The 25659-nt window shown below is 56.3% G+C and carries 4 protein-coding genes; all 4 read left to right on the top strand.

Annotated features, from left to right (window positions below; translation table 11 throughout):
• Positions 1 to 136 precede the first annotated feature (136 nt).
• Entirely contained in the window at positions 137 to 3445 is a 3309-nt protein-coding gene (locus ACWGXJ_RS21695; protein WP_452567586.1) for a non-ribosomal peptide synthetase, read from the top strand.
• On the top strand, positions 3435 to 5261 hold the full coding sequence (locus ACWGXJ_RS21690; RefSeq protein ID WP_452567585.1) for an ABC transporter ATP-binding protein: 1827 nt from the start codon (positions 3435 to 3437) through the stop codon (positions 5259 to 5261). The genes ACWGXJ_RS21695 and ACWGXJ_RS21690 overlap by 11 nt, the downstream gene beginning before the upstream one ends.
• Entirely contained in the window at positions 5258 to 6991 is a 1734-nt protein-coding gene (locus ACWGXJ_RS21685) for an ABC transporter ATP-binding protein (protein ID WP_452567584.1), read from the top strand. Before ACWGXJ_RS21690 ends, ACWGXJ_RS21685 begins: the two co-directional genes overlap by 4 nt.
• A 229-nt stretch (positions 6992 to 7220) precedes the next feature.
• On the top strand, positions 7221 to 24701 hold the full coding sequence (locus ACWGXJ_RS21680) for a non-ribosomal peptide synthase/polyketide synthase (protein ID WP_452567583.1): 17481 nt from the start codon (positions 7221 to 7223) through the stop codon (positions 24699 to 24701).
• Positions 24702 to 25659 lie beyond the last annotated feature (958 nt).

Genomic DNA, 25659 nt, shown 5'->3' with positions numbered 1-25659 from the left:
GCCGTCAAGCGAAAGCGGCGCGCATCCCAAGGAAGACGGCGAACAACGTCCAAGCCCGTAAACGCGCAGGCCGAAAGCAAGCTTTTTCGGACCTGCGCCGGGGCATGCGGTCACTTCATTTTTAGGGGAGGTACAAATGAAATCTTTGTTTGAAAAGGAAGAACGGTACTGGAGCGGCAAGTTTGACGCCGATGACAGCCTGAGCTTCCTTCCCTACAGTCAATCCTCCAAATTATCCGCCGACGGGGAAGCTGCGGCCGAGCCGGGCTTGCTTCACCGTACTCTGCCGAGCGAACTCTCGGAGAAAATCATTTGCCTCGCCAACGGTTCGGATTTGGCTTTGTACATGATTGTTTTGGCAGGAGTAAAAAGCCTGCTGTTCAAATATACCGGGCGGGACCAAGTGCTGGTCGGCATGCCTTCTTATAGCGCAGACCCCGACGGGACTCCGCCGCCGCATGACATCTTGGTGATCAAGACGTCCGTAAGCCGCCAGACTACGCTGAAAACGCTGCTCGGGGGCATCAAAGCCTCCATCGGCGAGGCGCTGGAGCATCAGCACCTGCCTTTTCGGAAAATGGTGGAGCCGCTCCATCTGGACTATACGGGGGACGGCCTCCCGGTCGTCAACACCGTCGCATCCTTCGCCCCGATTCATCCGGAACCGCTGGGTAACCGGGTGGCGGCCGATACGGTTTTTCGCTTCGACCGCCAAAACCACTCCATCGAACTGGAAATAAGCTTTGACGGGCAGCGGTACGAGCGGGCATTTGTGGAACAGGCGGCCGACCATCTTGTTCGGCTGCTGTCCGTGCTTTTATTTCAGCCGGATCTGGAGCTCGGACAAGCCGATGTGCTGTCCCCAGACGAGAGGGAGACGCTGCTGAAGCGATTTAATGACACCGAAACCGGGTTCGAGCGGGAGAAAACGATTTACGGCTTGTTCGAAGAACAGGCGGAGCTTTACCCGGACAACGTGGCCGCCGTCATGAACGAACGGCAGCTGACCTACCGCGAGCTGAACGAGCGATCCAACCGCCTTGCGCGGAAGCTGCGGGAGACGGGAGTAGAAGCGGACCAGCTGGTAGCGATTCTGGCCGAACGCTCGCTCGATATGGTTGTCGGCATTCTGGCGATTCTCAAAGCGGGCGGAGCATACGTGCCTGTCGATCCCGACTACCCGGAGGAGCGCATCCGCTTCATGATCGAGGATTCGGGCGCGCCGTTATTGCTGATTCAAAAGCATCTGCACGAGAAGACCGACTTCGCAGGAACGCGCCTCGAATTGGACGATTTCGTTTGGGGCGATAGAGGGGCGGACTCCGCCGATGCGCTGGACGCTTCGAACCTGGAGCCGATTTCCGGGCCGGGCAACCTGGCTTATGTCATCTACACGTCGGGAACGACCGGCAGACCGAAAGGAACGCTGATCGAGCATAAGAACGTCGTGCGGCTCCTGTTCAACGACAAGAACCTGTTCGACTTCGGGCCGTCCGACACGTGGACGCTGTTCCACTCGTTCTGCTTCGATTTCTCCGTCTGGGAAATGTACGGAGCGCTGCTGTACGGAGGCAAGCTGGTCATCGTACCGCCGCTTACGGCGAAAAATCCAGCCGATTTCCTGGCGCTGCTGGGCCGCGAACAGGTCACGATTTTGAACCAGACGCCAACGTACTTCTACCAGCTGCTGCGTAAGGTCTTGGCGGACCATCCGTACGATCTGCGGATTCGCAACGTCATCTTCGGGGGCGAAGCGCTGAGTCCGCTGCTGCTCAAGGGCTTCAAGACGAAGTACCCGGAGACGAAGCTGATCAATATGTACGGCATTACGGAGACGACGGTTCACGTTACGTATAAGGAAATCACGTGGGTCGAAATGGAGGCGGCGAAGAGCAATATCGGCAAGCCGATCCCGACGCTGAGCGTGTACGTCCTTGATGAAAACCGCCGCCCTGTGCCGATCGGCGTAGCGGGCGAAATGTATGTGGCCGGGGAAGGCCTTGCGAGAGGATACCTGAACCGCCCGGATCTGACGGCAGAGAAGTTCGTCGATTCCCCGTTTGCGGAGGGGGAGAAACTGTACCGCTCGGGCGACTTGGCGGCTTGGCTGCCGGACGGCAACATCGAATACCTGGGCCGGATCGACCATCAGGTGAAAATCCGCGGGTACCGGATCGAGCTGGACGAAATCGAGACGCAGCTGCTGAAGATCGCCACCGTGCAAGAAGCCAAGGTGCTCGACCGCGACGACGCGAACGGCCATAAGCAGCTTGTCGCTTATTACGTGGCGGAAACGAGGCTGGCGGCGCATGAACTCAAGGAGGAGCTCGCCAAGCAGCTTCCGGGGTATATGATTCCTTCGCACCTCGTGCAGCTTTCGCGGATGCCGCTGACCCCGAACGGGAAAATCGACCGCAAAGCGCTGCCCGCGCCGGAGGAAGCCGCGGCCGGAGGAGCGGAATATGTCGCGCCGAGAACGCTGCTCGAAATGAAGATCGCCCGCGTCTGGCAGGATACGCTTGGCGTTCCGCAGGTCGGCGTAAAGGATAACTTTTTTGAGTTGGGTGGCAATTCGTTAAGTCTGATGAGGCTCGTTCAAGCCGTTTACGATGAAACGGGCATCGAGATACCGCTGAACCGCCAATTCCACAATCTAACAGTTGAAGCCATGGCTTTCGGCGAGGGGGATCTGGGCCTGGATAAAGGGGGAGACTCCTTCATTAAGCTGAATAAAGCAGGAGATCTGAACGTGTTCTGTTTCCCTCCGGGCAGCGGCTTCGGCATCGGTTACCGAGAGCTCGCAAGCAGGCTCGACGGCCGGTTCGTGCTCTACGGCATTGATTTTATCGACGATGCCGTCGATTACGAGGCCATGCTGAACCGTTATGTGGACGAGATCGTCCGCATCCAGCCGGAAGGACCTTACGTGCTGCTCGGCTACTGCTTCGGAGGCAACCTGACGTTCGAGGTAGCCAAAACGATGGAGAAAAGAGGGTATTCCGTAACGGACGTGCTCATGGTGGACTCGTGGATTAAGGACACGCTGACGCCTTCCGAAACGTCGGAGAAAGAGCTTGAAGAAACGCTTGCCGATTTCGACGAAGAAGAGAAGGAATTAATGAGCAACCCGCTCGTGCGGGAGCGGGTTCATCGGAAGGTCAAAGCGACCTTGGCGTACGAAGCGCAGCTTATTAATTCCGGCACGATCCCGGCCCGGATTTACGAAATGATTGCGAAGGACAGCGAAGCGTTCCGCCTGGAGCACCAATTGCCTTCCTGGCGGGGGGCAACGACGCAAGCTTACGCCGATTACCGGCTGGAGGGCGCGCACGAGGAATTGCTGGAACTCACGCGCGTGGAAGAAACGGCCGTCGTCATCCGGGACATCTTAGAGCAAGTCAAGCGGCAGATCGAAGCGGAGGCCGGGGTACTGCATGGAAGCTGAGCGCCAGCCGTCTGTTCTAGAACAAGGCACAGCGGCGCCTTCCAAGCGCCAAACCGCTTACGCCGCCTGGAAAGCGTTCCGCTGGCTGATGTCCTATGTAAGCCGTCACAAAGGCTGGATGATCGTCGGTATCTTGTCCGCGATTGCCGCCGCCGTTATTGAGATATGGATGGGAAGTTTGATCGAGCAGCTGACCACCCAGGCCGAGAAGGGGGCAGGGCCAATCGTTCTGCAAATCGTGTACACGGTCTTTGTGGTCATCTTGATCGGTGTGCCGGCGAAGTTTTTCATGAGCTTCGGCGTGGAGCGAAGCAGCGCCTCTGCGGTGCAGGATATCCGCAACCATGTCATGCGTCATATCGGCAAACTCCCGGTCTCCTACTTGGAAAAGCAGCACTCCGGCGACGTATTGTCGCGGATCAACAACGACCTGCAGCTGATCCAGCAGTTTATGATTCGGGACCTCGCCCAGTGGTTTTATCATCCGCTGGTGTTCATCGGCTGTTTCGCTTATTTGATCTACCTCCAATGGGAGCTGATGCTGTACAGCCTGCTGTTATTTCCCGTAGCACTGCTGGTTTCCCAATGGATCGGCAAGCAGTTGGAGCGGTTGACGGAGGAAGCCCAGGCGAACATGGGCCGAATGAACGTCAACCTCCAGGATACGCTTGGGGGTATGCCTATTGTAAAAAGCTACCTGCTATCCGGCATGTTATCTCGCTCCTACCAAGTGCTGCTGCAATTGACGGCCCAAAAAAAGCTGGCCGTGAAAAAGCGGGAAGCCTGGGTCAACCCGCTGCTTTCCACGCTGATGATCAGCCCGATCATTTTCGCCGTCAGTTATGGAAGCTATTTGATCTACAAAGGGCAGCTAGGCGCGGGAGAGCTGATCGCCTTCCTGTACTTGCTGAATCTGTGTCTGGAGCCGCTGGAGCATATTCCCGAGCTCATCACGCGGACGTTCGAAATGGCCGGTGCCCTGAGAAGGGTCTCCGAAATCGTCGAGCAGCCGACCGAAACGGAAAATGGCCGTTCGCTTCCGAAAGCGAGCGCCGCCCCCATCGAGTTTCAGAACGTAACCTTCGGATATGAGGAGAGCTCCCCGATCCTGCGGAATGTTAGCTTCTCGGTGCCGGAAGGGAAGACGATCGCGCTTGTCGGAGCGAGCGGCGGAGGGAAGAGCACGGTGTTTAAGCTTGTATGCGGCTTTTATCCGCTTCCGGAGGACCAGGGCGAGATCCGCGTGTTCGGCAGCCTGATCCACGGCGCCGATCCAGAGCAGCTTCGGTCGCATTTTTCCGTGGTAACCCAGGATTCATATTTGTTTAGCGGCACGATCGCTGAAAATATCGGCTACGGGCGGGAAGTAGCGTCGATGGACGAGATTATCGAAGCCGCCAAAGCCGCTCAGGCGCATTCCTTCATTATGCAGCTTCCCGACGGCTACCAGACGTATGTCGGAGAGCGCGGAGGCTTTTTGTCCGGCGGGCAGCGCCAGCGCATTGCAATGGCCCGGGCTTTTCTGAAGGATGCTCCCGTTATGCTGCTGGACGAGCCAACGTCGGCTCTTGATCCGGAGTCGGAAAGCGCGGTTCAGGAAGCGCTGGGCGTATTGATGAAGCAGACAACGACGATGGTTATTGCCCACCGGCTTTCTACAGTACAAAACGCCGACGAAATTTGGGTCATGGAACAGGGGAGTATTGTTGAAAAGGGCACTCATGAACAATTGCTGAAGATGAAGGGACTGTACGCCCAGTCGTACTATCAGGAATTTACCGAGTCTGCCGAACGCAGGGAGGTGGCGTACACATGAAAAAGGGCGGATGGCTCTCGCAAGTGAAAGAACTCGGCTACTTGCTGATGTTTATGAACCGCAAGCGCAAAACCCAGTACGCCATTGGCCTGGCCGTGACGGCGCTCACCCAGACATTGTTCCTGATCGCCTTCAGCTTGGTCGTACATAACTTGGTTGATTTCGCCGTGTCCCGAGATACGTCCCTGATGGTGGAAGCCTTTATTATTTTGGGCGCGGCCTTGTTCTTGGAAAATGTGATTTCTCCCTGGTTCATTTACTTATACCAGCGCAGTGTCGAGCTGACTGTGCTGAATATCCGCGAACGTCTTTATGACAAGCTGTGCCGGGTGCGGCCGAGATTCCTGGAGCAGACGCACCATGGGGATTTGCTGTCGCGGGTGAACAACGACGTAACGACCGTTGAGTTTACATTCTCGCAGGTTTACTTCGTTTTGCTGCTTCAAGTTGTCTTTTGCATCGGCTCCATTGTCTCCATGGTGTTGATCGATTGGCGGTTTGCCGGCGTATCCTTCGTCATTCTGCTGCTGTCCTCCGTGGTCAGCCTGAAATTTGCGCGGGATATTCGCGCCTTGTCCGAACAAGGCTTGCAAACGCTCGGTAAAATGACCGAAAAATTCAAAGATTTTATGGGCGGCATTCAAATTGTGAAGCTGTTCCGCATCCGCACGATTTACGGCCAGTACGAGGCGTTGAACGAACAAATGACGCAGACGCTTCGGCAAACCGCGCAGAAGAACGGCATGCAGGCTGCGGTGAATCATTTTATCAGCTACGTCACGTTCTGCGGCATCATCGTCATCGGCAGTCTTCTTTATGCCTACGGACTGATGGGAATGGGAAGCGTCGCTGCCCTGGCGGTTCTGCAAGTGAATCTGACGCACGCCTTGTTGAACTTGGGGATGGTTCTGTCGATGACCCAAAATTCAATCGCGGGCGCTCACCGGATTCAAGAGGTACTAAGAGAGGAAGAGGAACCGGAGCGTTTGGGATCTCCTCACAGCGAGCTCGTGTCGGAGGCTGCGGTGGAGTTTCGCGATGTGGAATTTTCCTATCAGGCGGATAAAAAGGTGCTTGTCGACATCTCCATGCAGGTGTTTCCCGGCCAGGTCGCCGCTATCGTGGGGGCCAGCGGCAGCGGCAAAAGTACGCTGATCAAGCTGCTGCTCGGCTTTTATCCTGTGGACAGCGGAGAAATCCTGCTCCAAGGCAAACCGTTCGGCCATTACACGCTGGACGAAATCCGCAGGCAGATTGCATACGTTCCGCAGGAGCCGTTCTTGTTTACCGGCACGATTGTGGAAAACATCCGCTATGGCAACCCGGAAGCAACGGATGAAGAAGTGATCGAAGCGGCCAAAGCGGCGTACGCTCACCATTTCATTCAGGAACTTCCTGAACAGTATGAAACGCCGGTGGGAGAGAGAGGAGCGTCGTTGTCGGGCGGACAAAGGCAGCGAATTGCGATCGCCCGGGCGATTCTCAAAAACGCCCCGATTCTGCTGCTGGACGAAGCGACTTCCGCGCTGGATAACGAATCCCAGCATTGGGTACAGCAGGCCCTGAACGTGTTGATGAAGGGGCGCACCACCATTCTGATCGCCCACCGTCTCAGCACCGTGGAACATGCGGATTTGATTACCGTCATGAACCAAGGGACGGTCGTCGAGCGGGGCCGCCATCAGGACCTGCTGGCGCTCGGGGGTTATTACGCCCGGCTGTACGGCTAGACCCGCTTTACGGCGGGCGGCTTCCTGCTTGCGAATGCGACAGAGTCTTTTAGTAATCCAAGGTATGACTTTATAACCGGTAGTTACCAGAAAACGTAGACACGAAAAAGGGGGCAGAGTCCGAAGGAGCCGTTCCGGGAATGGCCGCGCGGTTCTTCTAAGAGTGACTAAGTGACATCTAGGTACAAAGCCTATCTATAAAGAATCTCTAAACCGGGAGTGTGTCGATGTGAGAGAGAATACCAACGAGCAATATGGATTAACGCAAGCCCAGCGCCGAATATGGTTCATGGAAATTATGAATCCGGGAACGTCCATCACGATGCTTTCCGCGACCTACCAGATTACGGGCGAGATCAACACACAGCTTCTGGAGCAAGCGGTGGCAGAGATCGTCAAAACCTATGACGTTTTCCGAATCCGCATTAGCGGGGATTTGCAAAATCCAACGCAGTGGTTCGAAGAGCCGGAGAATGTCCAAGCTAGGATAAGCCGCCTCGAAATAGGCACAACCGAACAATTCTATGCTTGGGTGAAAGAAGTAAGCGAAAAACCGGCCAGCGTGTTCGACGAACACCTCTACCAATTTACGATTATCCATTTTGCGAACGGCCAAGTATGGCTCAATTTGACGGTAAATCATATTATCGCCGACGGCTTGTCCGTCAATGCTTTGCTGCATGCGGTGATGGAAAAATACCTGGAACTGCGCAAAGGCATCTCCAGCAGTTACCAGGCCCCTTCCTATCTGGATTATATTTCTGCGGAGCGTGAATATGAGCAATCGCAGCGTTATCAAAAAGGCAAGGAATACTGGCTGACGAAGTACAACACTTTGCCTGAAACGACCGGCATTAAATCGTATCCGCCATTCTCGATCGGCAGCGAATCCAATAAACTGGCCATCACTTTGGACGGTTCCCGGTATGAACGCATTCTGGCCTTCAGCGAACAATATCAGGTCAGCTTATATACGTTATTTCTGTCCGCCATGTACGCCTTATTGTACAAGCTGACCGACAGCACCGATGTTCCGGTCGGCACGGTTTTCGCCAATCGCACTAGCAAGAAGGAAAAAGAAACGATCGGCATGTTCGTCAGCACCGTGGCTACGCGGATTCGTCTGAATCCAGACAGGCACGTGCTTTCCTTGATCCAAACGGTTTCCAAGGAAAATACGGCGGATCTGCGGTATCAGAAATACCCTTATAACCAATTGATCCAGGATTTACGCGAACAACACGGCCGCAACGATCTTTCGGGTCTGTTCCGCACGTCTCTGGAATATCTGCCTTTGAAAATCGTGGAGTACGAAGAAATCAAGGTACGCCTGGAGGCTCACTTCGCTAGACACGAGATGGACGATTTGCTGCTGCGCTTCGACCATATGCTGAATGAAGGCCATGTAATTCTCCATGCTTCCTATCGTACCGGCCTGTTCGAGACGGCCGAGATTGATCGGATTATGGAACAGTATGTAACCGTTCTGGACCAGTTTCTTCAGACTCCCGAACTGCCGGTACGCGAGATTTCTCTGCTGAGCGATGAGGAGAGACACCGTATTCTCAACGTTTTTAACCCGCCGATGGCAGGGCTGAGCGAGGGAGAAGCGTTTCATCGGTATGTTGAAAAGTTTGCCCGGGAAATTCCGGATCATCCGGCAGTCGTCTACATGGACAAACAGCTGACCTACGGCGAATTGAACGAACGCGCCGAGCGGCTGGCTTCTCTCCTTCGCGAACAGGGCGTGGGAAGGGAGACGATTACGGGGATCTGGGCGGAGCGTTCAGTGGAACTGCTGGTCGGGGTGCTCGCCGTTTGGAAAGCCGGCGGAGCCTATGTACCGCTGGACCCCGATTATCCGGCAGAGCGGATTGAGTACATGCTCAGCGATAGCGATGCATCGGTGCTGCTTACGCAGCGTCATCTGTTGGAGCGGGCCGGAGGTTGGTTGGCCGATGACCGGCTGAAGCTTCAAGCTGTCTATGCCATGGACGATGAACAGATTTATAACGGGGATGTCTTAGCCGTGGAATTTGAATCTGCCGGCAGCGCCCCACAAGACTTGGCTTATGTGATTTACACCTCGGGTACGACGGGACGCCCGAAAGGCGTCATGATCGAGCACGGTAGTCTCGTGAATACGGCGGATGCGTACCGTCGCGAGTACCGGTTGGATCAGTTTCCGGTGCGGCTGCTGCAGCTGGCCAGCTTCTCATTTGACGTGTTCGTCGGAGACATCGCGCGGACGCTGTATAACGGAGGCACGATGGTGATTGTACCGAAGGATGACCGGATTGATCCGAACCTCTTATACGGCTGGATTCGGGACCAAAACATTACGGTATTCGAATCGACGCCTGCGCTCATCCTGCCGTTCATGCAGCATATTTATGAAGAAGGGCTGGACGTTAGCTCCATGCAGTTGCTGATTACCAGCTCGGATGCTTGCAGTGTCACCGATTACCGATTGCTGCAGGAAAGATTCGGCGGACAATTCCGCATCATCAACAGCTATGGCGTTACCGAAGCGGCCATTGACAGCAGCTTTTACGGTGAGCCGCTGGATAAGCTGCCGCCGTCGGGGCATGTGCCGATCGGCAAAGCTTGGCTGAACGCCCGGTTTTACATTGTCGATGCCGCGTTAAAGCCGGTTCCTGTAGGGGTTCCGGGCGAGCTTGTCATCGGCGGCGCCGGGGTGGCGCGCGGGTACTGGAACCGTCCGGACCTAACCGCTGAGAAGTTTGCGGACAGCCCGTTTGTGCCGGGCGAACGTCTGTACCGGACAGGCGATTTGGCCCGCTGGCTGGAAGACGGCAACGTCGACTTCATCGGCCGGATCGACTATCAAGTGAAAATTCGCGGGTTCCGGATCGAACTCGGCGAAATTGAAACGGCCCTGCTGCGTTTCCCGGGCGTCAAGCAGGCTGTGGTGACCGATCGTACGGATGAGCAGGGGCAAAAGTATTTGTGCGGCTACGTGGCGGCGGATGTTTCTTTGCAGCTGAGCGATCTGCTGTCCCAATTGAAGCAAGAGCTGCCGGCCCATATGGTCCCGGCCCGGCTGGTGTCTCTTGATAAGCTTCCGCTCACGCCGAACGGCAAAATTGACCGTAAAGCGCTGCCTGAACCGACCGGAGAGGTAGAAGCAGGCCGTGAGTATGTGGCTCCTCGCACAACGCTGGAAACAAGACTTGCTCTCATTTGGCAGCAGGTGCTGGGTATTGCGCGAGTTGGAGTCCAAGACGATTTCTTTGACTTGGGTGGTCATTCCTTGCGGGCCTCCACGCTGGTTTCCAAGATTCGGAAAGAGCTGCAAGTCGAGGTTCCGCTGCGGGAAGTTTTCCGCTACACCACGATCGAACAGCTGGCCCAAAGAATCGGCGGTTTAAGGCAACAGGAGACGTATGAGATTACAAAGGCGGCTGAGGCCGAGTACTATCCGGTTTCATCCGAGCAAAAGCGTCTGTACGTCCTGCGCCAGCTTGATGGGGCCGAGCGCAGCTACAATATGTCGGCGGCGCTTCTTCTCGAAGGCAAGCTGGACCGCACGCGCGTCGAGCACGCGTTCCGGGCGCTGATTCAGCGCCATGAGACGCTGCGTACCGGGATCGAGCAGGTTCAAGGCGAGCTTGTCCAGCGCATCTATGACGAGGTGGAGTTTGCTGTAGATTATTTTCAAGCGAGTGAGCGGGAAGTGGAGCAAGTGGTGGAAGCTTACTATCACCCGTTTGATCTGACCAAGCCGCCACTTCTCCGCATCGGCCTGATCGAAGTCGCCGAGGATCGCCACATTCTGCTGTTCGATATGCACCATATCGTCTCGGACGGCATTTCGACAGCGCTGCTCTTCGACGAGTTCAGCCGCTTGTATCGGGGCGAGGAGCTGGCCCCGCTGCGCATTCAATACAAAGATTATGCCGTTTGGCAGCATTCCGAAGCTTACGGGCAGCTGCTCCAGCCGCAGAAGGAGTATTGGCTGGAACAGCTGTCGGGCGAGCTGCCGGTCTTGGAGCTACCGACGGACTTCCCGCGGCCTGCGGTGCAAAGCTTTGACGGCCGAACCGTGAAGTTTTATATCGGGAAAGATCGGACGGAGAAGCTGAAAGAGCTGGCGGCACGGACAGGGACGACCCTGTACATGGTGCTGCTGTCGGCTTACACCATCCTTATGCATAAATATTCGGGTCAGGAAGATCTGATCGTAGGCACGCCGATTGCCGGAAGAACGCAGGAAGAAGTGCAGCCGATCGTAGGGATGTTTATCAACACGCTGGCCATTCGCAGCCGTCCGGAGCGTTCCAAGCCGTACCTTTCGTACCTGGAAGAAATCAAGGACATCACGCTCGGGGCTTTCGAACACCAAAATTATTTGTTCGAAGACTTGGTGGAAAGTCTTCACATTCCGCGCGCGACCGGCCGGAATCCGCTCTTTGACACGTTCTTCTCCCTACAAAATACGGAGAACGAGCAAATTGTCATCGAGGGGCTGGAGCAATCGTTTTATCCACTGGAAAACCAAACATCCAAGTTCGAGCTGCTCCTGGATATTTCGGAGCTGGACGGTCAGCTCGAATGCCGGTTGGAGTACGCTACGGCTTTGTATAAACAAGAGACCGCGGAGCGGTTCGCCAGACATTATGACAAGCTGCTCGAAACCATCGCAGCAGCGCCGGACGGGGATATTGCCTCGCTGGAAATGCTCACGGAGGAGGAAATCCGCGAGTTGGTGCGCGGTTTCAACGATTCGGAGGCGGACTACCCGCGGCAGCAGACGATTCACGGCTTGTTCGAAGAGCAGGCGGAGCTTTACCCGGACAACGTGGCCGCCGTCATGAACGAGCGGCAGCTGACCTACCGCGAGCTGAACGAGCGATCCAACCGCCTTGCGCGAAAGCTGCGGGAGACGGGAGTAGAAGCGGACCAGCTGGTAGCGATTCTGGCCGAACGCTCGCTCGATATGGTTGTCGGCATTCTGGCGATTCTCAAAGCGGGCGGAGCATACGTGCCTGTCGATCCCGACTACCCGGAGGAGCGCATCCGCTTTATGATCGAGGATTCGGGCGCGCCGTTATTGCTGATTCAAAAGCATCTGCACGAGAAGACCGACTTCGCAGGAACGCGCCTTGAATTGGACGATTTCGTTTGGGGCGACAGAGGGGCGGACTCCGCCGATGCGCTGGACGCTTCGAACCTGGAGCCGATTTCCGGGCCGGGCAACCTGGCATATGTCATCTACACGTCGGGAACGACCGGCAGACCGAAAGGAACGCTGATCGAGCATAAGAACGTCGTGCGGCTCCTGTTCAACGACAAGAACCTGTTCGACTTCGGGCCGTCCGACACGTGGACGCTGTTCCACTCGTTCTGCTTCGATTTCTCCGTCTGGGAAATGTACGGAGCGCTGCTGTACGGAGGCAAGCTGGTCATCGTACCACCGCTCACGGCGAAAAATCCGGCCGATTTCCTGGCGCTGCTGGGCCGCGAACAGGTCACGATTTTGAACCAGACGCCAACGTACTTCTACCAGCTGCTACGTGAGGTCTTGGCGGATCATCCGTACGATCTGCGGATTCGCAACGTCATCTTCGGGGGCGAAGCGCTGAGTCCGCTGCTGCTCAAGGGCTTCAAGACGAAGTACCCGGAGACGAAGCTGATCAATATGTACGGCATTACGGAGACGACGGTTCACGTTACGTATAAGGAAATCACGTGGGTCGAAATGGAGGCGGCGAAGAGCAATATCGGCAAGCCGATCCCGACGCTGAGCGTGTACGTCCTTGATGAAAACCGCCGCCCTGTGCCGATCGGCGTAGCGGGCGAAATGTATGTGGCCGGGGAAGGCCTTGCGAGAGGATACCTGAACCGTCCGGATCTGACGGCGGAGAAGTTCGTCGATTCCCCGTTTGCGGAGGGGGAGAAACTGTACCGCTCGGGCGACTTGGCGGCTTGGCTGCCGGACGGCAACATCGAATACCTGGGCCGGATCGATCATCAGGTGAAAATCCGCGGCTACCGGATCGAGCTGGACGAAATCGAGACGCAGCTACTGAACGTCGAGGGCGTGGAAGAAGCGGTGGTGCTCGCCCGTCAGGACGGCGGGGGCGAGAAGGCGCTTGTCGCCTACTTTGTGGCGGACCGGACGCTGACGGTCAGCGAAATGAGAACCTCGCTGGCCCAGGAAATGCCGGGGTACATGATCCCGTCGTACTTCGTGCAGCTGGAGCGCATCCCGCTGACGTCCAACGGAAAAGTGGACCGCAAAGCGCTGCCGGAGCCGCAAGGCGGCTTGCAAACGGGCGTCGAATACGTAGCGCCGCGTAACCGGACGGAGTCCCAGCTTGTGAAGATCTGGGAGGAAGTGCTGGGCTACTCCGGCATTGGAGTCCTGGACAATTTCTTCGAGCTCGGAGGCCACTCCTTGCGGGCGACGAACCTTGTCAGCAAGATTCAGAAGGAAATGAACGTCGAACTTCCGCTGCGCGATGTGTTCCGCTATACGACGATAGAATCGATGGCCGGGGCTATTGCCAGCTTGGAAGAAACGCGGCACAGCTCGATTCCGAAAGCGGAAGAGAAAGCGTACTATCCGGTTTCCTCCGCGCAAAAAAGGCTGTACGTCCTGCACCAGCTGGATGGCTCGGAGCTGAATTACAACCTCCCAAGTGCCTTGCAGTTGGAAGGGGCTTTGAACGAGGCCAAAGTGGAAAAGGCGCTGACAACTTTGGTGGCCCGGCATGATATGCTGCGCACCGGTTTTGAAATCGTGAATGGGGAGCCGGTTCAGCGTATTCATCCGCTCGTAGCTTTCAAGGTCGAGAAGCTTCAAGCAAGCGAAGATCAGGTTGCGGCCATTCTTGAAGGCTTCATTCAGCCTTTTGACCTGACCCAGCCGCCTTTGCTGCGCGCCCTGCTGATCGAACTGGAGAAAGAGAAATTCCTGCTCGCGCTGGATATTCATCATATTGGTTCCGACGGCCTTTCCATGGACGTGCTGCTGCGCGAATTCGTGCGGCTTTACAATGGGGAAGAATTGCCGGAGCTGCGGATTCAATACAAGGATTACGCCGTTTGGCAGCAATCCGAGGAGCAGCGCCAGCGCATCAAACGGCAGGGGGAATACTGGCGCGGGGTATTCAGCTCCGAGCTTCCGGTTCTTGAGCTGCCTCTCGACTTCTCCCGCCCGGCCGTCCAGCAGTTTGACGGTCAAACGCTCACGTTTACGCTGGATGCGGAGAAAAGCGAAGCTCTCAAACGGCTTGCCGGCGATTCGGGGGCGACGCTGTACATGCTTCTGCTGGCTGCGTACTCCGTATTGCTTCATAAATACGCGGGACAGGAAGATATAGTGGTCGGCACTCCGATTGCCGCCCGTTCTCACGCCGACCTGCAGCCGATTATCGGCATGTTCGTCAATACGCTGGCCCTTCGCTTGGGTCCGGAGGCGGAGCGGACGTTCCTGGATTACTTGCAGGAAGTGAAGGAAACGATGCTTGGAGCCTACGAGCACCAGGACTATCCGTTCGAGGAGCTGGTGGAAGCTCTTCAGGTGAGCCGGGATTTAAGCCGGAATCCTCTGTTTGACACCATGTTTTCTTTGCAAAAGCACGAAAGCTTGGATTTAACCCTGGAAGGCTTGCAATGGTCACTGTTCGACATCGAGGAAAAGACGGCAAAGTTTGACCTTAGCCTTGATATCGTGGAATTCGATAACGTGCTGGTTTGCAAGATCGAGTACGCTACCTCGTTGTTTAGACAGGAAACGATCGTACGGCTGGCGGGTCATTACGAGCAGCTTTTGGCGTCGATCCTGGCTCAGCCGGGTGCGCGGATTTCGGATTTGGATATCTTGACGGACAGCGAAAAGCATGATTTGCTGGTCGGGTTTGACGTGTCGTCTTCGGCTCTTGCGAAGCAACCCGCCGCAGAGGGTACAGGTTTGGAAGCGGATGAGTCGTGGAGAGAGAGAACGTTCCACGAGCTGTTCGAGGAGCAGGCGGAGCGCACTCCGGGAGCGCTGGCGGTTGTCTACGAAGACAGCAAGCTGACGTATGCGGAGCTGAACGCCAAAGCGAATCGTCTGGCGTATGCACTGCGGGCGCGCGGGGTGAAGCCGGAGCAGGTGGTCGGCATTCTGGCCGGCCGTTCGGCGGAGCTGTTGATCGGGGTGCTCGCCGTATGGAAAGCGGGCGGCGCTTATGTGCCACTCGACCCGGACTATCCGGCGGAGCGGATCGAGTATATGCTCGCGGACAGCGGGGCGTCGGTGCTGCTCACGCAGACCCGCCTGCTGGAGCAGGCGGAAGCTTGGCGCAGCGACGGAGCTCTAGTGCTGCAAACGGTGCTTGCGCTTGACGACGCCGCGACGTACAGCCTCGGAGCGGCTGTGGGCGTACAAGCTTTGGGCGAAGCAGGCGCAGAGGCGGAGGCTTTGGCGCAAGCGGAAACGGCTTCTGCCGAAACGTCCGCCACGGCAGAAGCCGAGAAGACCGTACTAGCGGCGGATCTCGCATCGAATCCGGCGAATGTGAACAAGCCGCGCGATTTGGCTTACGTCATCTACACCTCCGGTACGACGGGCAGGCCGAAGGGCGTGATGATCGAGCACCGCAGCCTGGTGAACACGGCGGCGGGCTACCGGCGGGAATACCGCCTGGATCAGTTCCCGATCCGGCTGCTGCAGCTCGCCAGCTTCTCGTTCGACGTGTTCGTCGGCGACATTGCGCGGACGCTGTACAACGGCGGCACCATGGTCATCGTGCCGAAGGACGACCGGATTGATCCAACCCGCCTCTACGGCTGGATTCGCGACTACGCCGTGACGGTGTTCGAATCGACGCCGGCGCTGATCGTGCCGTTCATAGAGCATGTGCATGCCGAGGGTCTGGACCTCAGCTCGATAAAGCTGCTGATCACAAGCTCGGATGCGTGCAGCGTAGCGGATTACCGCACCTTGCAGGAGCGCTTCGGCTCGCAGTTCCGTATTATTAACAGCTACGGCGTAACGGAAGCGGCGATTGACTCCAGCTTCTATGACGAGCCGCTGGAGAAGCTGCCGAAGACGGGCAGCGTGCCGATCGGGAAAGCGTGGCTGAACGCCAAGTTCTACATCGTGGATGCGAATCTGAAGCCGGTGCCGATCGGGGTGTTGGGCGAGCTGGTTATCAGCGGAGCGGGTGTGGCCCGCGGTTACTTGAACCGCCCGGCTTTGACGGCGGAGAAATTCGTAGACAGCCCGTTCGCCGCTGGGGAGCGGCTGTACCGGACAGGCGACCTGGCGCGCTGGATGCCGGACGGCAACGTGGACTTCATCGGCCGGATCGACAACCAGGTGAAAATTCGCGGCTATCGGATCGAGCTTGGTGAAATTGAAGCGAAGCTGCTGAGTGTAGGTGGCGTGAAGGAAGTGGTCGTCGTCGTCAGGGAAGATCAAGAAGGTCAGAAAGCTTTGTGCGCTTATTATACAGCGGAAGAAGGCTTGACGGCGGCGGACCTGAAGCGGGCGATTGCCAGCGAGCTGCCGGGGTACATGATCCCGTCGTACTTCGTGGAGCTGGAGCGCCTGCCTCTGACGCCGAACGGAAAGATCGACCGGAAGGCGTTGCCGGCACCGGAAGGCGGAGGCCGCGAATACGTGGCGCCGCGCACCGAACTGGAGGCGAAGCTGGCCGCCATTTGGCAGGATGTGCTTGTTCGGGAGAAGACAGTAGGCGTAACGGACAACTTCTTCGACCTCGGCGGACACTCCCTGCGGGCGACGACGCTTGTCAGCAAAATGCACAAGGAGCTAGGCGTTGAATTCCCGCTTCGCGACGTATTCCGCTACTCGACGGTTGAGGAAATGGCCGCGGTTATGGAGCGGCTAGAGATCGGCTCGTTCACGGCTATTCCGGCTGCGGAACCTAGCGAGTATTATCCGCTCTCTTCCGCTCAGAAACGTCTCTATATCTTGAACCAGCTGGAAGGAGCCGAGCTGAGCTACAACATACCGGGAGCTATGCTGCTCGAAGGGGAGCTCGACCGGCAGCGGTTTGAAAAAGCGTTCCGCGGGCTCGTAGCTCGTCATGAAACGCTGCGTACCGGCTTTGAGATGGTAAAAGGCGAAGCGGTTCAGCGGATTTACGAAGAAGCCGCCTTCCAGGTGGAATATGTGCAGATCAGCGGGGAGCAGGCGGAAGAAACGGTGCGCCAATTCGTTCGTCCGTTTGATCTAGCGAAGCCGCCACTTCTGCGGGTAGGCCTTGCCGAACTGGCGCCGGACCAGCACATTCTAATGTTCGATACGCATCATATCGTATCTGACGGCGTTTCGATTGACGTACTGATCGAAGAGTTCGTCCGCTTGTACAGCGGGGAGCAGTTGGAGCCGCTCCGCATTCAGTACAAAGATTATGCGGTATGGCAGCAATCGGACGAGCAGAAAGCTCAGCTTGCCAAGCAGGGAGCCTACTGGCTCGACATGTTCCGCGGAGAGCTGCCGGTTTTGGAATTGCCGACGGACTATCCGCGCCCAGCTATGCAGAGCTACGAGGGCCGCACGCTGCAATTGTTTATGCATAGCGAGCAAAGCGAGGGTCTGAAACGGCTTGCAGCCGAGAACGGCGCAACACTTTACATGGTTCTGCTTGCTGGTTATACAATATTATTGCATAAATATACAGGGCAAGAAGACGTGGTGGTCGGTACGCCGATTGCGGGAAGAAATCACAGCGACGTTCAGCCGCTGATGGGGATGTTCGTCAATACCCTGGCCATCCGCAGTTATCCGGCTGCCGGTAAGACGTTCCTTGACTACTTGAAGGAAATCAAGGAGACGACGCTGGGCGCTTTTGAACATCAGAATTATCCGTTTGAGGAACTGGTGGATAAGGTGAACGTGGCTCGCGATTTAAGCCGCAATCCGCTATTCGATACGATGTTTGCTTTGCAGAATACAGAGAATTTGGAAATCCAGCTTCCCGGACTCCATTTGTCGACGTATGCCAGCGAAGAAATTGTTTCTAAATTCGATCTCAGCTTGGACGTCACGGAGATCGAGGAAGGCTTGGAATATCTGTTTGAATACGCCACTGCTCTTTATAAAACCGAAACGGTGGAGAAATTGGCCGCTCACTACTTGCAGCTGCTTGAATCCATTCTCCGCAACCCGTCGGCGACTATTGCCGAGCTGGGCATTTTGACACCGGCGGAAAAAGAGCAAATTCTCGGCGCGTTTAACCCGGCGCAGCCGGAAGCGGCTCCTGCGGCCGCGTTCCACCGGCTGTTTGAGGAACAGGCGGAGCGCACGCCGGAAGCGGCAGCTGTCGTGTACGAGAGTGACCGGCTGACATATGCGGAGCTGAACGAGCGGGCGAACCGCTTGGCGGCTACGCTGCGCGCAAGCGGCATCGGCCGGGAGTCGATCGTCGGTATTCTCGCCGAGCGTTCGGTGGACTTGCTGGTGGCCGTGCTGGCCGTCTGGAAAGCGGGCGGGGCGTATGTGCCGCTCGACCCGGATTATCCGGCGGACCGCGTGCGGTTCATGCTCGAAGACAGCGGAGCGAAGGTACTGCTGACGCAAACGGCGCTGCGAGAGCGTGCCGAAGCCTGGCTCGGCGAAGAGGAACTGGCGCTGGCGGCGGTGCTGTACCTCGACGACGAAACTTCGTACAGCGAGGAGCGGACGAATGCGCCGATTGGCTCCGGCAAGCTGACGGATGCTGTGGACGACGGCGATGAGAGCCATCAGAATGTTGGCACCGACAGCTTCCATGAAGCCCGTCCAGAGGACCTGGCGTACGTGATCTACACGTCGGGAACGACGGGCAAGCCGAAGGGCGTGATGATCGAGCACCGCAGCCTGGTGAATACGGCGGCGGGCTACCGGCGGGAATACCGGTTGGATCAGTTCCCGGTGCGGCTGCTGCAGCTCGCAAGCTTCTCGTTTGACGTGTTCGTGGGAGATATCGCGCGGACGCTGTACAACGGAGGCACGATGGTGATTGTGCCGAAGGACGACCGGATCGATCCGTCTCGTCTGCACCACTGGATGGAGCGGGAGCGGGTCACCATCTTCGAATCGACGCCGGCGCTGATCGTGCCGTTCCTGGAGTACGTGCACGAGCAGCGGCTGGATATGAGCTGGATGGAGTTGTTGATCACGAGCTCGGACAGCTGCAGCGTGGCGGATTACCGGACCTTGCAGGAACGCTTCGGCTCGTTGTTCCGGATCATCAACGCATACGGCGTGACGGAAGCGGCGATCGACTCCAGCTTCTACGACGAGGAGCTGGCGAAGCTGCCGCAGACAGGCAATGTGCCGATCGGCAAAGCGTGGCTGAATGCGAAATTCTACATCGTGGACGCACATCTGAACCCGGTGCCGGTCGGGGTGCTGGGCGAGCTGGTCATCGGCGGAGTCGGAGTGGCGCGCGGGTACTTGAACCGTCCGGAGCTGACGGAAGAGAAGTTCGTAGACAGCCCGTTCGCCGCGGGCGAGCGGCTGTACCGCACGGGAGACTTGGCGCGGTGGATGGAGGACGGCAACGTGGACTTCATCGGCCGGATCGACAACCAGGTGAAAATCCGGGGGTACCGGATTGAGACGGGCGAAATCGAAGCGAAGCTGCTGAGTGTAGGTGGCGTGAAGGAAGCGGTCGTCGTCGTCAGGGAAGATCAAGAAGGTCAGAAAGCTTTGTGTGCTTATTATACAGCGGAAGAAGGCTTGACGGCGGCGGACCTGAAGCGGGCGATTGCCAGCGAGCTGCCGGGTTACATGATCCCGTCGTACTTCGTGGAGCTGGAGCGCTTGCCTCTGACGCCGAACGGAAAGATCGACCGGAAGGCGCTGCCGGCACCGGAAGGGGGAGCAAGCGCAGGCCGCGAATACGTGGCGCCGCGCACCGAACTGGAGGCGAAGCTGGCCGCCATTTGGCAGGATGTGCTTGTTCGGGAGAAGGCGGTAGGCGTAACGGACAACTTCTTCGACCTCGGCGGACACTCCCTGCGGGCGACGACACTTGTCAGCAAAATGCATAAGGAGCTAGGCGTTGAATTCCCGCTTCGCGACGTATTCCGCTACTCGACGGTTGAGGAAATGGCCGCGGCTATGGAGCGGCTGGAGATCGGCTCGTTCACGGCTATTCCGGCTGCGGAACCTAGCGAGTATTATCTGCTCTCTTCCGCACAGAAACGTCTCTATATCTTGAACCAGCTGGAAGGAGCCGAGCTGAGCTACAATATACCGGGAGCTATGCTGCTCGAAGGGGAGCTCGATCGGCAGCGGTTTGAAGAAGCGTTCCGCGGGCTCGTAGCTCGTCATGAAACGCTGCGTACCGGCTTTGAGATGGTAAAAGGCGAAGCGGTTCAGCGGATTTACGAAGAAGCCGCCTTCCAGGTGGAATATGTGCAGATCAGCGGGGAGCAGGCGGAAGAAACGGTGCGCCAATTCGTTCGTCCGTTTGATCTAGCGAAGCCGCCACTTCTGCGGGTAGGCCTTGCCGAACTGGCGCCGGACCGGCACATTCTAATGTTCGATACGCATCATATCGTATCTGACGGCGTTTCGATTGACGTACTGATCGAAGAGTTCGTCCGCTTGTACAGCGGGGAGCAGTTGAAGCCGCTCCGCATCCAGTACAAAGATTATGCGGTATGGCAGCAATCGGACGAGCAGAAAGCTCAGCTTGCCAAGCAGGAAGCCTACTGGCTCGACATGTTCCGCGGAGAGCTGCCGGTTTTGGAATTGCCGACGGACTATCCGCGCCCGGCTATGCAGAGCTACGAGGGCCGCACGCTGCAATTGTTTATGCATAGCGAGAAAAGCGAGGGTCTGAAACGGCTTGCAGCCGAGAACGGCGCAACACTTTACATGGTTCTGCTTGCTGGTTATACAATATTATTGCATAAATATACAGGGCAAGAAGACGTGGTGGTGGGTACGCCGATTGCGGGAAGAAATCACAGCGACGTTCAGCCGCTGATCGGGATGTTCGTCAATACCCTGGCCATCCGCAGTTATCCGGCTGCCGGTAAGACGTTCCTTGACTACTTGAAGGAAATCAAGGAGACGACGCTGGGCGCTTTTGAACATCAGAATTATCCGTTTGAGGAACTGGTGGATAAGGTGGACGTGGCTCGCGATTTAAGCCGCAATCCGCTGTTCGATACGATGTTTGCTTTGCAGAATACAGAGAATTTGGAAATCCAGCTTCCCGGACTCCATTTGTCGACGTATGCCAGTGAAGAAATTGTTTCTAAATTCGATCTCAGCTTGGACGTCACGGAGATCGAGGAAGGCTTGGAATATCTGTTTGAATACGCCACTGCTCTTTATAAAACCGAAACGGTGGAGAAATTGGCCGCTCACTACTTGCAGCTGCTTGAATCCATTCTCCGCAACCCGTCGGCGACTATTGCCGAGCTGGGCATTTTGACACCGGCGGAAAAAGAGCAAATTCTCGGCGCGTTTAACCCGGCGCAGCCGGAAGCGGCTCCTGCGGCCGCGTTCCACCGGCTGTTCGAGGAACAGGCAGAACGCACGCCGGAAGCGGCAGCTGTCGTGTACGAGAATGACCGGCTGACGTATGCGGAGCTGAACGAGCGGGCGAACCGCTTGGCGGCCACGCTGCGTGCAAGCGGCATCGGCCGGGAGACGATCGTTGGCATTCTCGCCGAGCGTTCGGTGGACTTGCTGGTGGCCGTTCTGGCCGTCTGGAAAGCGGGTGGGGCATATGTGCCGCTCGACCCGGATTACCCGGCGGAGCGCGTGCGGTTCATGCTCGAAGACAGCGGAGCGAAGGTACTGCTGACGCAAACGCCGCTGCGAGAGCGTGCCGAAGCCTGGCTCGGCGAAGAGGAGCTGGCGCTGGCGGCTGTGCTGTACCTGGACGACGAAGCGTCGTTCAGCGAGGAGCGGGCGAATGCGTCGGTTGTCTCCGGCATGGTCTCCGGCAAGCTGACGGATGCTGTGGACGACGGCGATGAGAGCCATCAGAATGTTGGCACCGACAGCTTCCATGAAGCCCGTCCGGAGGATCTGGCGTACGTGATCTATACGTCGGGAACGACGGGCAAGCCGAAGGGCGTGATGATCGAGCACCGCAGCCTGGTGAACACGGCGGCGGGCTACCGGCGGGAATACCGGTTGGATCAGTTCCCGGTGCGGCTGCTGCAGCTCGCAAGCTTCTCGTTCGACGTGTTCGTGGGAGATATCGCGCGGACGCTGTACAATGGAGGCACGATGGTGATTGTGCCGAAGGACGACCGGATCGATCCGTCTCGTCTGCACCACTGGATGGAGCGGGAGCGGGTCACCATCTTCGAATCGACGCCGGCGCTGATCGTGCCGTTCCTGGAGTACGTGCACGAGCAGGGGCTGGATATGAGCTGGATGGAGCTGTTGATCACGAGCTCGGATAGCTGCAGCGTGGCGGATTACCGGACCTTGCAGGAACGCTTCGGCTCGTTGTTCCGGATCATCAACGCATACGGCGTGACGGAAGCGGCGATCGACTCCAGCTTCTACGACGAGGAGCTGACGAAGCTGCCGCAGACAGGCAATGTGCCGATCGGCAAAGCGTGGCTGAATGCGAAACTCTACATCGTGGACGCGCATCTGAACCCGGTGCCGGTCGGGGTGCTGGGCGAGCTGGTTATCGGCGGAGTCGGAGTGGCGCGCGGGTACTTGAACCGTCCGGAGCTGACGGAAGAGAAGTTCGTAGACAGCCCGTTCGCCGTGGGCGAGCGGCTGTACCGCACGGGAGACTTGGCGCGGTGGATGGAGGACGGCAACGTGGACTTCATCGGCCGGATCGACAACCAGGTGAAAATCCGGGGGTACCGGATTGAGACGGGCGAAATCGAAGCGAAGCTGCTGAGTGTAGGTGGCGTGAAGGAAGCGGTCGTCGTCGTCAGGGAAGATCAAGAAGGTCAGAAAGCTTTGTGTGCTTATTATACAGCGGAAGAAGGCTTGACGGCGGCGGACCTGAAGCGGGCGATTGCCAGCGAGCTGCCGGGTTACATGATCCCGTCGTACTTCGTGGAGCTGGAGCGCTTGCCTCTGACGCCGAACGGAAAGATCGACCGGAAGGCGCTGCCGGCGCCGGAAGGGGGAGCAAGCGCAGGCCGCGAATACGTGGCGCCGCGCACCGAACTGGAGGCGAAACTGGTCGCCATCTGGCAGGACGTGCTCGGACCGGTCACGATTGGCGTGACGGACAACTTCTTCGACCTCGGCGGGCATTCCCTGCGGGCGACGACGCTGGTCAGCAAGGTGCACAAGGAGCTGAGCGTGGACCTGCCGCTGCGCGATGTGTTCCGGCACTCGACCATCGAAGCGATGGCCGAAGCGATCAGCCAATTGGAGCGGCAGGAACACCTCTCCATTCCGGTTCTGGATAAGAGGGATTACTATCCGCTTTCCTCCGTGCAAAAACGGCTGTACATCCAGCAGCAGATGGAAGGCGCCGAGCTTAGCTACAACATGTCCGGCATGACGGTTCTCGTCGGGCGCTTGGAACGGAATCAATTCGAGGCGGCGCTCAAAGGATTGATAGCTCGTCACGAAATTTTGCGAACCGGCTTCGAAATGGTCGACGGCGAACCGGTACAACGAGTTTATCCGGACTTGAAGTTTGCCGTCGAGTATACGAAAGCGACGGAAAGTGAAACGAAGAGTATCGTAGACGGCTTTGTGCGCGTCTTTGATTTGGAACGGCCGCCGCTGTTGCGTGTGGGCTTAGTCGAATGGGAAGCGGAACGGCATCTGCTCATGCTGGACATTCATCATATCGTCACGGATGGCATGTCGATGGGCATCTTCGTCGAAGAGCTGCTGCGCCTGTATAACGGCGAGAATCTGGAACCGCTTCGGATTCAATACAAGGAATTCGCCGCTTGGCAGCAGTCCGAACCTGTAAAAGAGCGGTTGAAACGTCAGGAAGCCTACTGGCTGGACGTGCTGGAAGGCGAACTGCCGACGCTTGAACTGCCTACGGACTTTGTCAGACCTGCCGCTCGCAGCTTTGAGGGAGATGTGCTGCCTTTCAGCATCGACAAGCAGATGACCGACAGTTTGCAGCGCATCGCCGATGAGAACGGTGCCACCCTTTATATGGTGTTATTGGCGGTCTATTCAATCCTGCTCAGCAAGTACTCAGGACAAGAAGACTTCATTGTAGGGATACCGGTTTCGGGCCGCACACATGCCGACCTGGAGCCGCTCATCGGAATGTTTGTCAACACTTTGGCGATTCGCCATTATCCGTCCGGGGAGAAGATGTTCCTCGCTTACTTGAACGAAGTCAAAGAAACGATGCTGGGGGCCTACGACCACCAGGATTATCCGTTCGAGGAGCTTGTGAAAAAGCTGCAGGCGCCGCGAGATCAAAGCCGCAATCCTGTATTCGATGTCATGTTTGTTCTGGAAACCAAGGAAGATAATGTTCAAAGCTTCGGGGATATCAAGATCGAATCTTATCCGGAAACTCATACGATTTCCCAATTTGATCTTACCTTGGTCATTTCGTTGCTGGATGAGGGAATGAACGGGCAGTTTGAATATGCCACCAAGTTGTTTACGCGCAATCTGATCGGCAATTTCGCTCAGGACCTGCTCGTGATCATCACCCAAATTTGCGAACAGCCTTCGGTGCTGTTGAAGGATATTTCCTTGAACGGGCAATCCGAACAGGAGCAAGATGTGCTAGAGGCCATTGATATTATTTTCTAATCCCTTACCCGGCTTGGGTGTATGCCGTATTTCTCTCGGTACGCATCCTGCCGGGTGTTTTTTTCCAAATGAAAGGGAAAAATCCACCACAGGAATCTGACGTCAAGTGCCGCTGAGTAACTATTTAAATTTATTGGAAAATCGACAAAACACAACAGAAATCGTAGTTTACCTTTGGTATACTAAGAATCAAACCATTCCATAAGTATCAAGCTATCATTCGAACAAAAAAAGAGAATTAATAAACTAGCTAGAGATATAATGGCACAGCACTTCTTGAACTCTCACGAACTACAGGGCGGTTAGTTCAAATATATGGACAATGGACTAAAGATGGACAGATTATTAGAGATAATTCTTTGAAAAAGAAAATTGATCATTTAAGCACGTTATATGCGACATTCAGTATATTGAGGAAATGGTTATTAAAATTATATTATCGTAATAGTACAAGTTTCTAACTTTCTTTTTATGGTAATTTGTGGTGGTTTCAGACTTTTTTATCACCTGACAAACTATTGTTTAGTTACATTAAAGTTGGTACCTTTGTACATCGGGCTTTTTTATTAAATTCAGAGACTACAGCTTTGGCTCAATCAGTGCGTAGTATAGTTACATGAATCCTTTCCTGTATTGGTGTTTTAAAGTAATTGAAGCAGATGAATTTCAATCACCTACAAACGTATGGGGTAAACTGAGGAGTTATTAAATCCCTGATTATATTCAAGCTGCGCATCGATGATCGCCAGCTTTGAATAGATTTCCGGTGGTTTTCTTCATGGCCGAACATGGCTGACTCAATGCATCATCAAAAAAAACAGCCCCTACAGGGCTGCCAGAGGACTTTTCGACACTTCTATTTTTATATGGTGAGACGCATCTTTTAAAACAAAAATCGATTTAAAACGATCTGAGGACCCTAGTTTTTAGACCACTAAGACAGTTTTAAACCCCCTGC

Source organism: Paenibacillus sp. S33 (genome assembly GCF_053615415.1).
This window is presented reverse-complemented; position numbering and strand designations above follow the sequence as displayed.

What these genes read in the sequence shown, in the direction of transcription:
- ACWGXJ_RS21695 (WP_452567586.1), top strand. Translation starts at nt 137, where the DNA reads ATGAAATCTTTGTTTGAAAAGGAAGAACGGTACTGGAGCGGCAAGTTT.
- ACWGXJ_RS21690 (WP_452567585.1), top strand. Translation starts at nt 3,435, where the DNA reads ATGGAAGCTGAGCGCCAGCCGTCTGTTCTAGAACAAGGCACAGCGGCG.
- ACWGXJ_RS21685 (WP_452567584.1), top strand. Translation starts at nt 5,258, where the DNA reads ATGAAAAAGGGCGGATGGCTCTCGCAAGTGAAAGAACTCGGCTACTTG.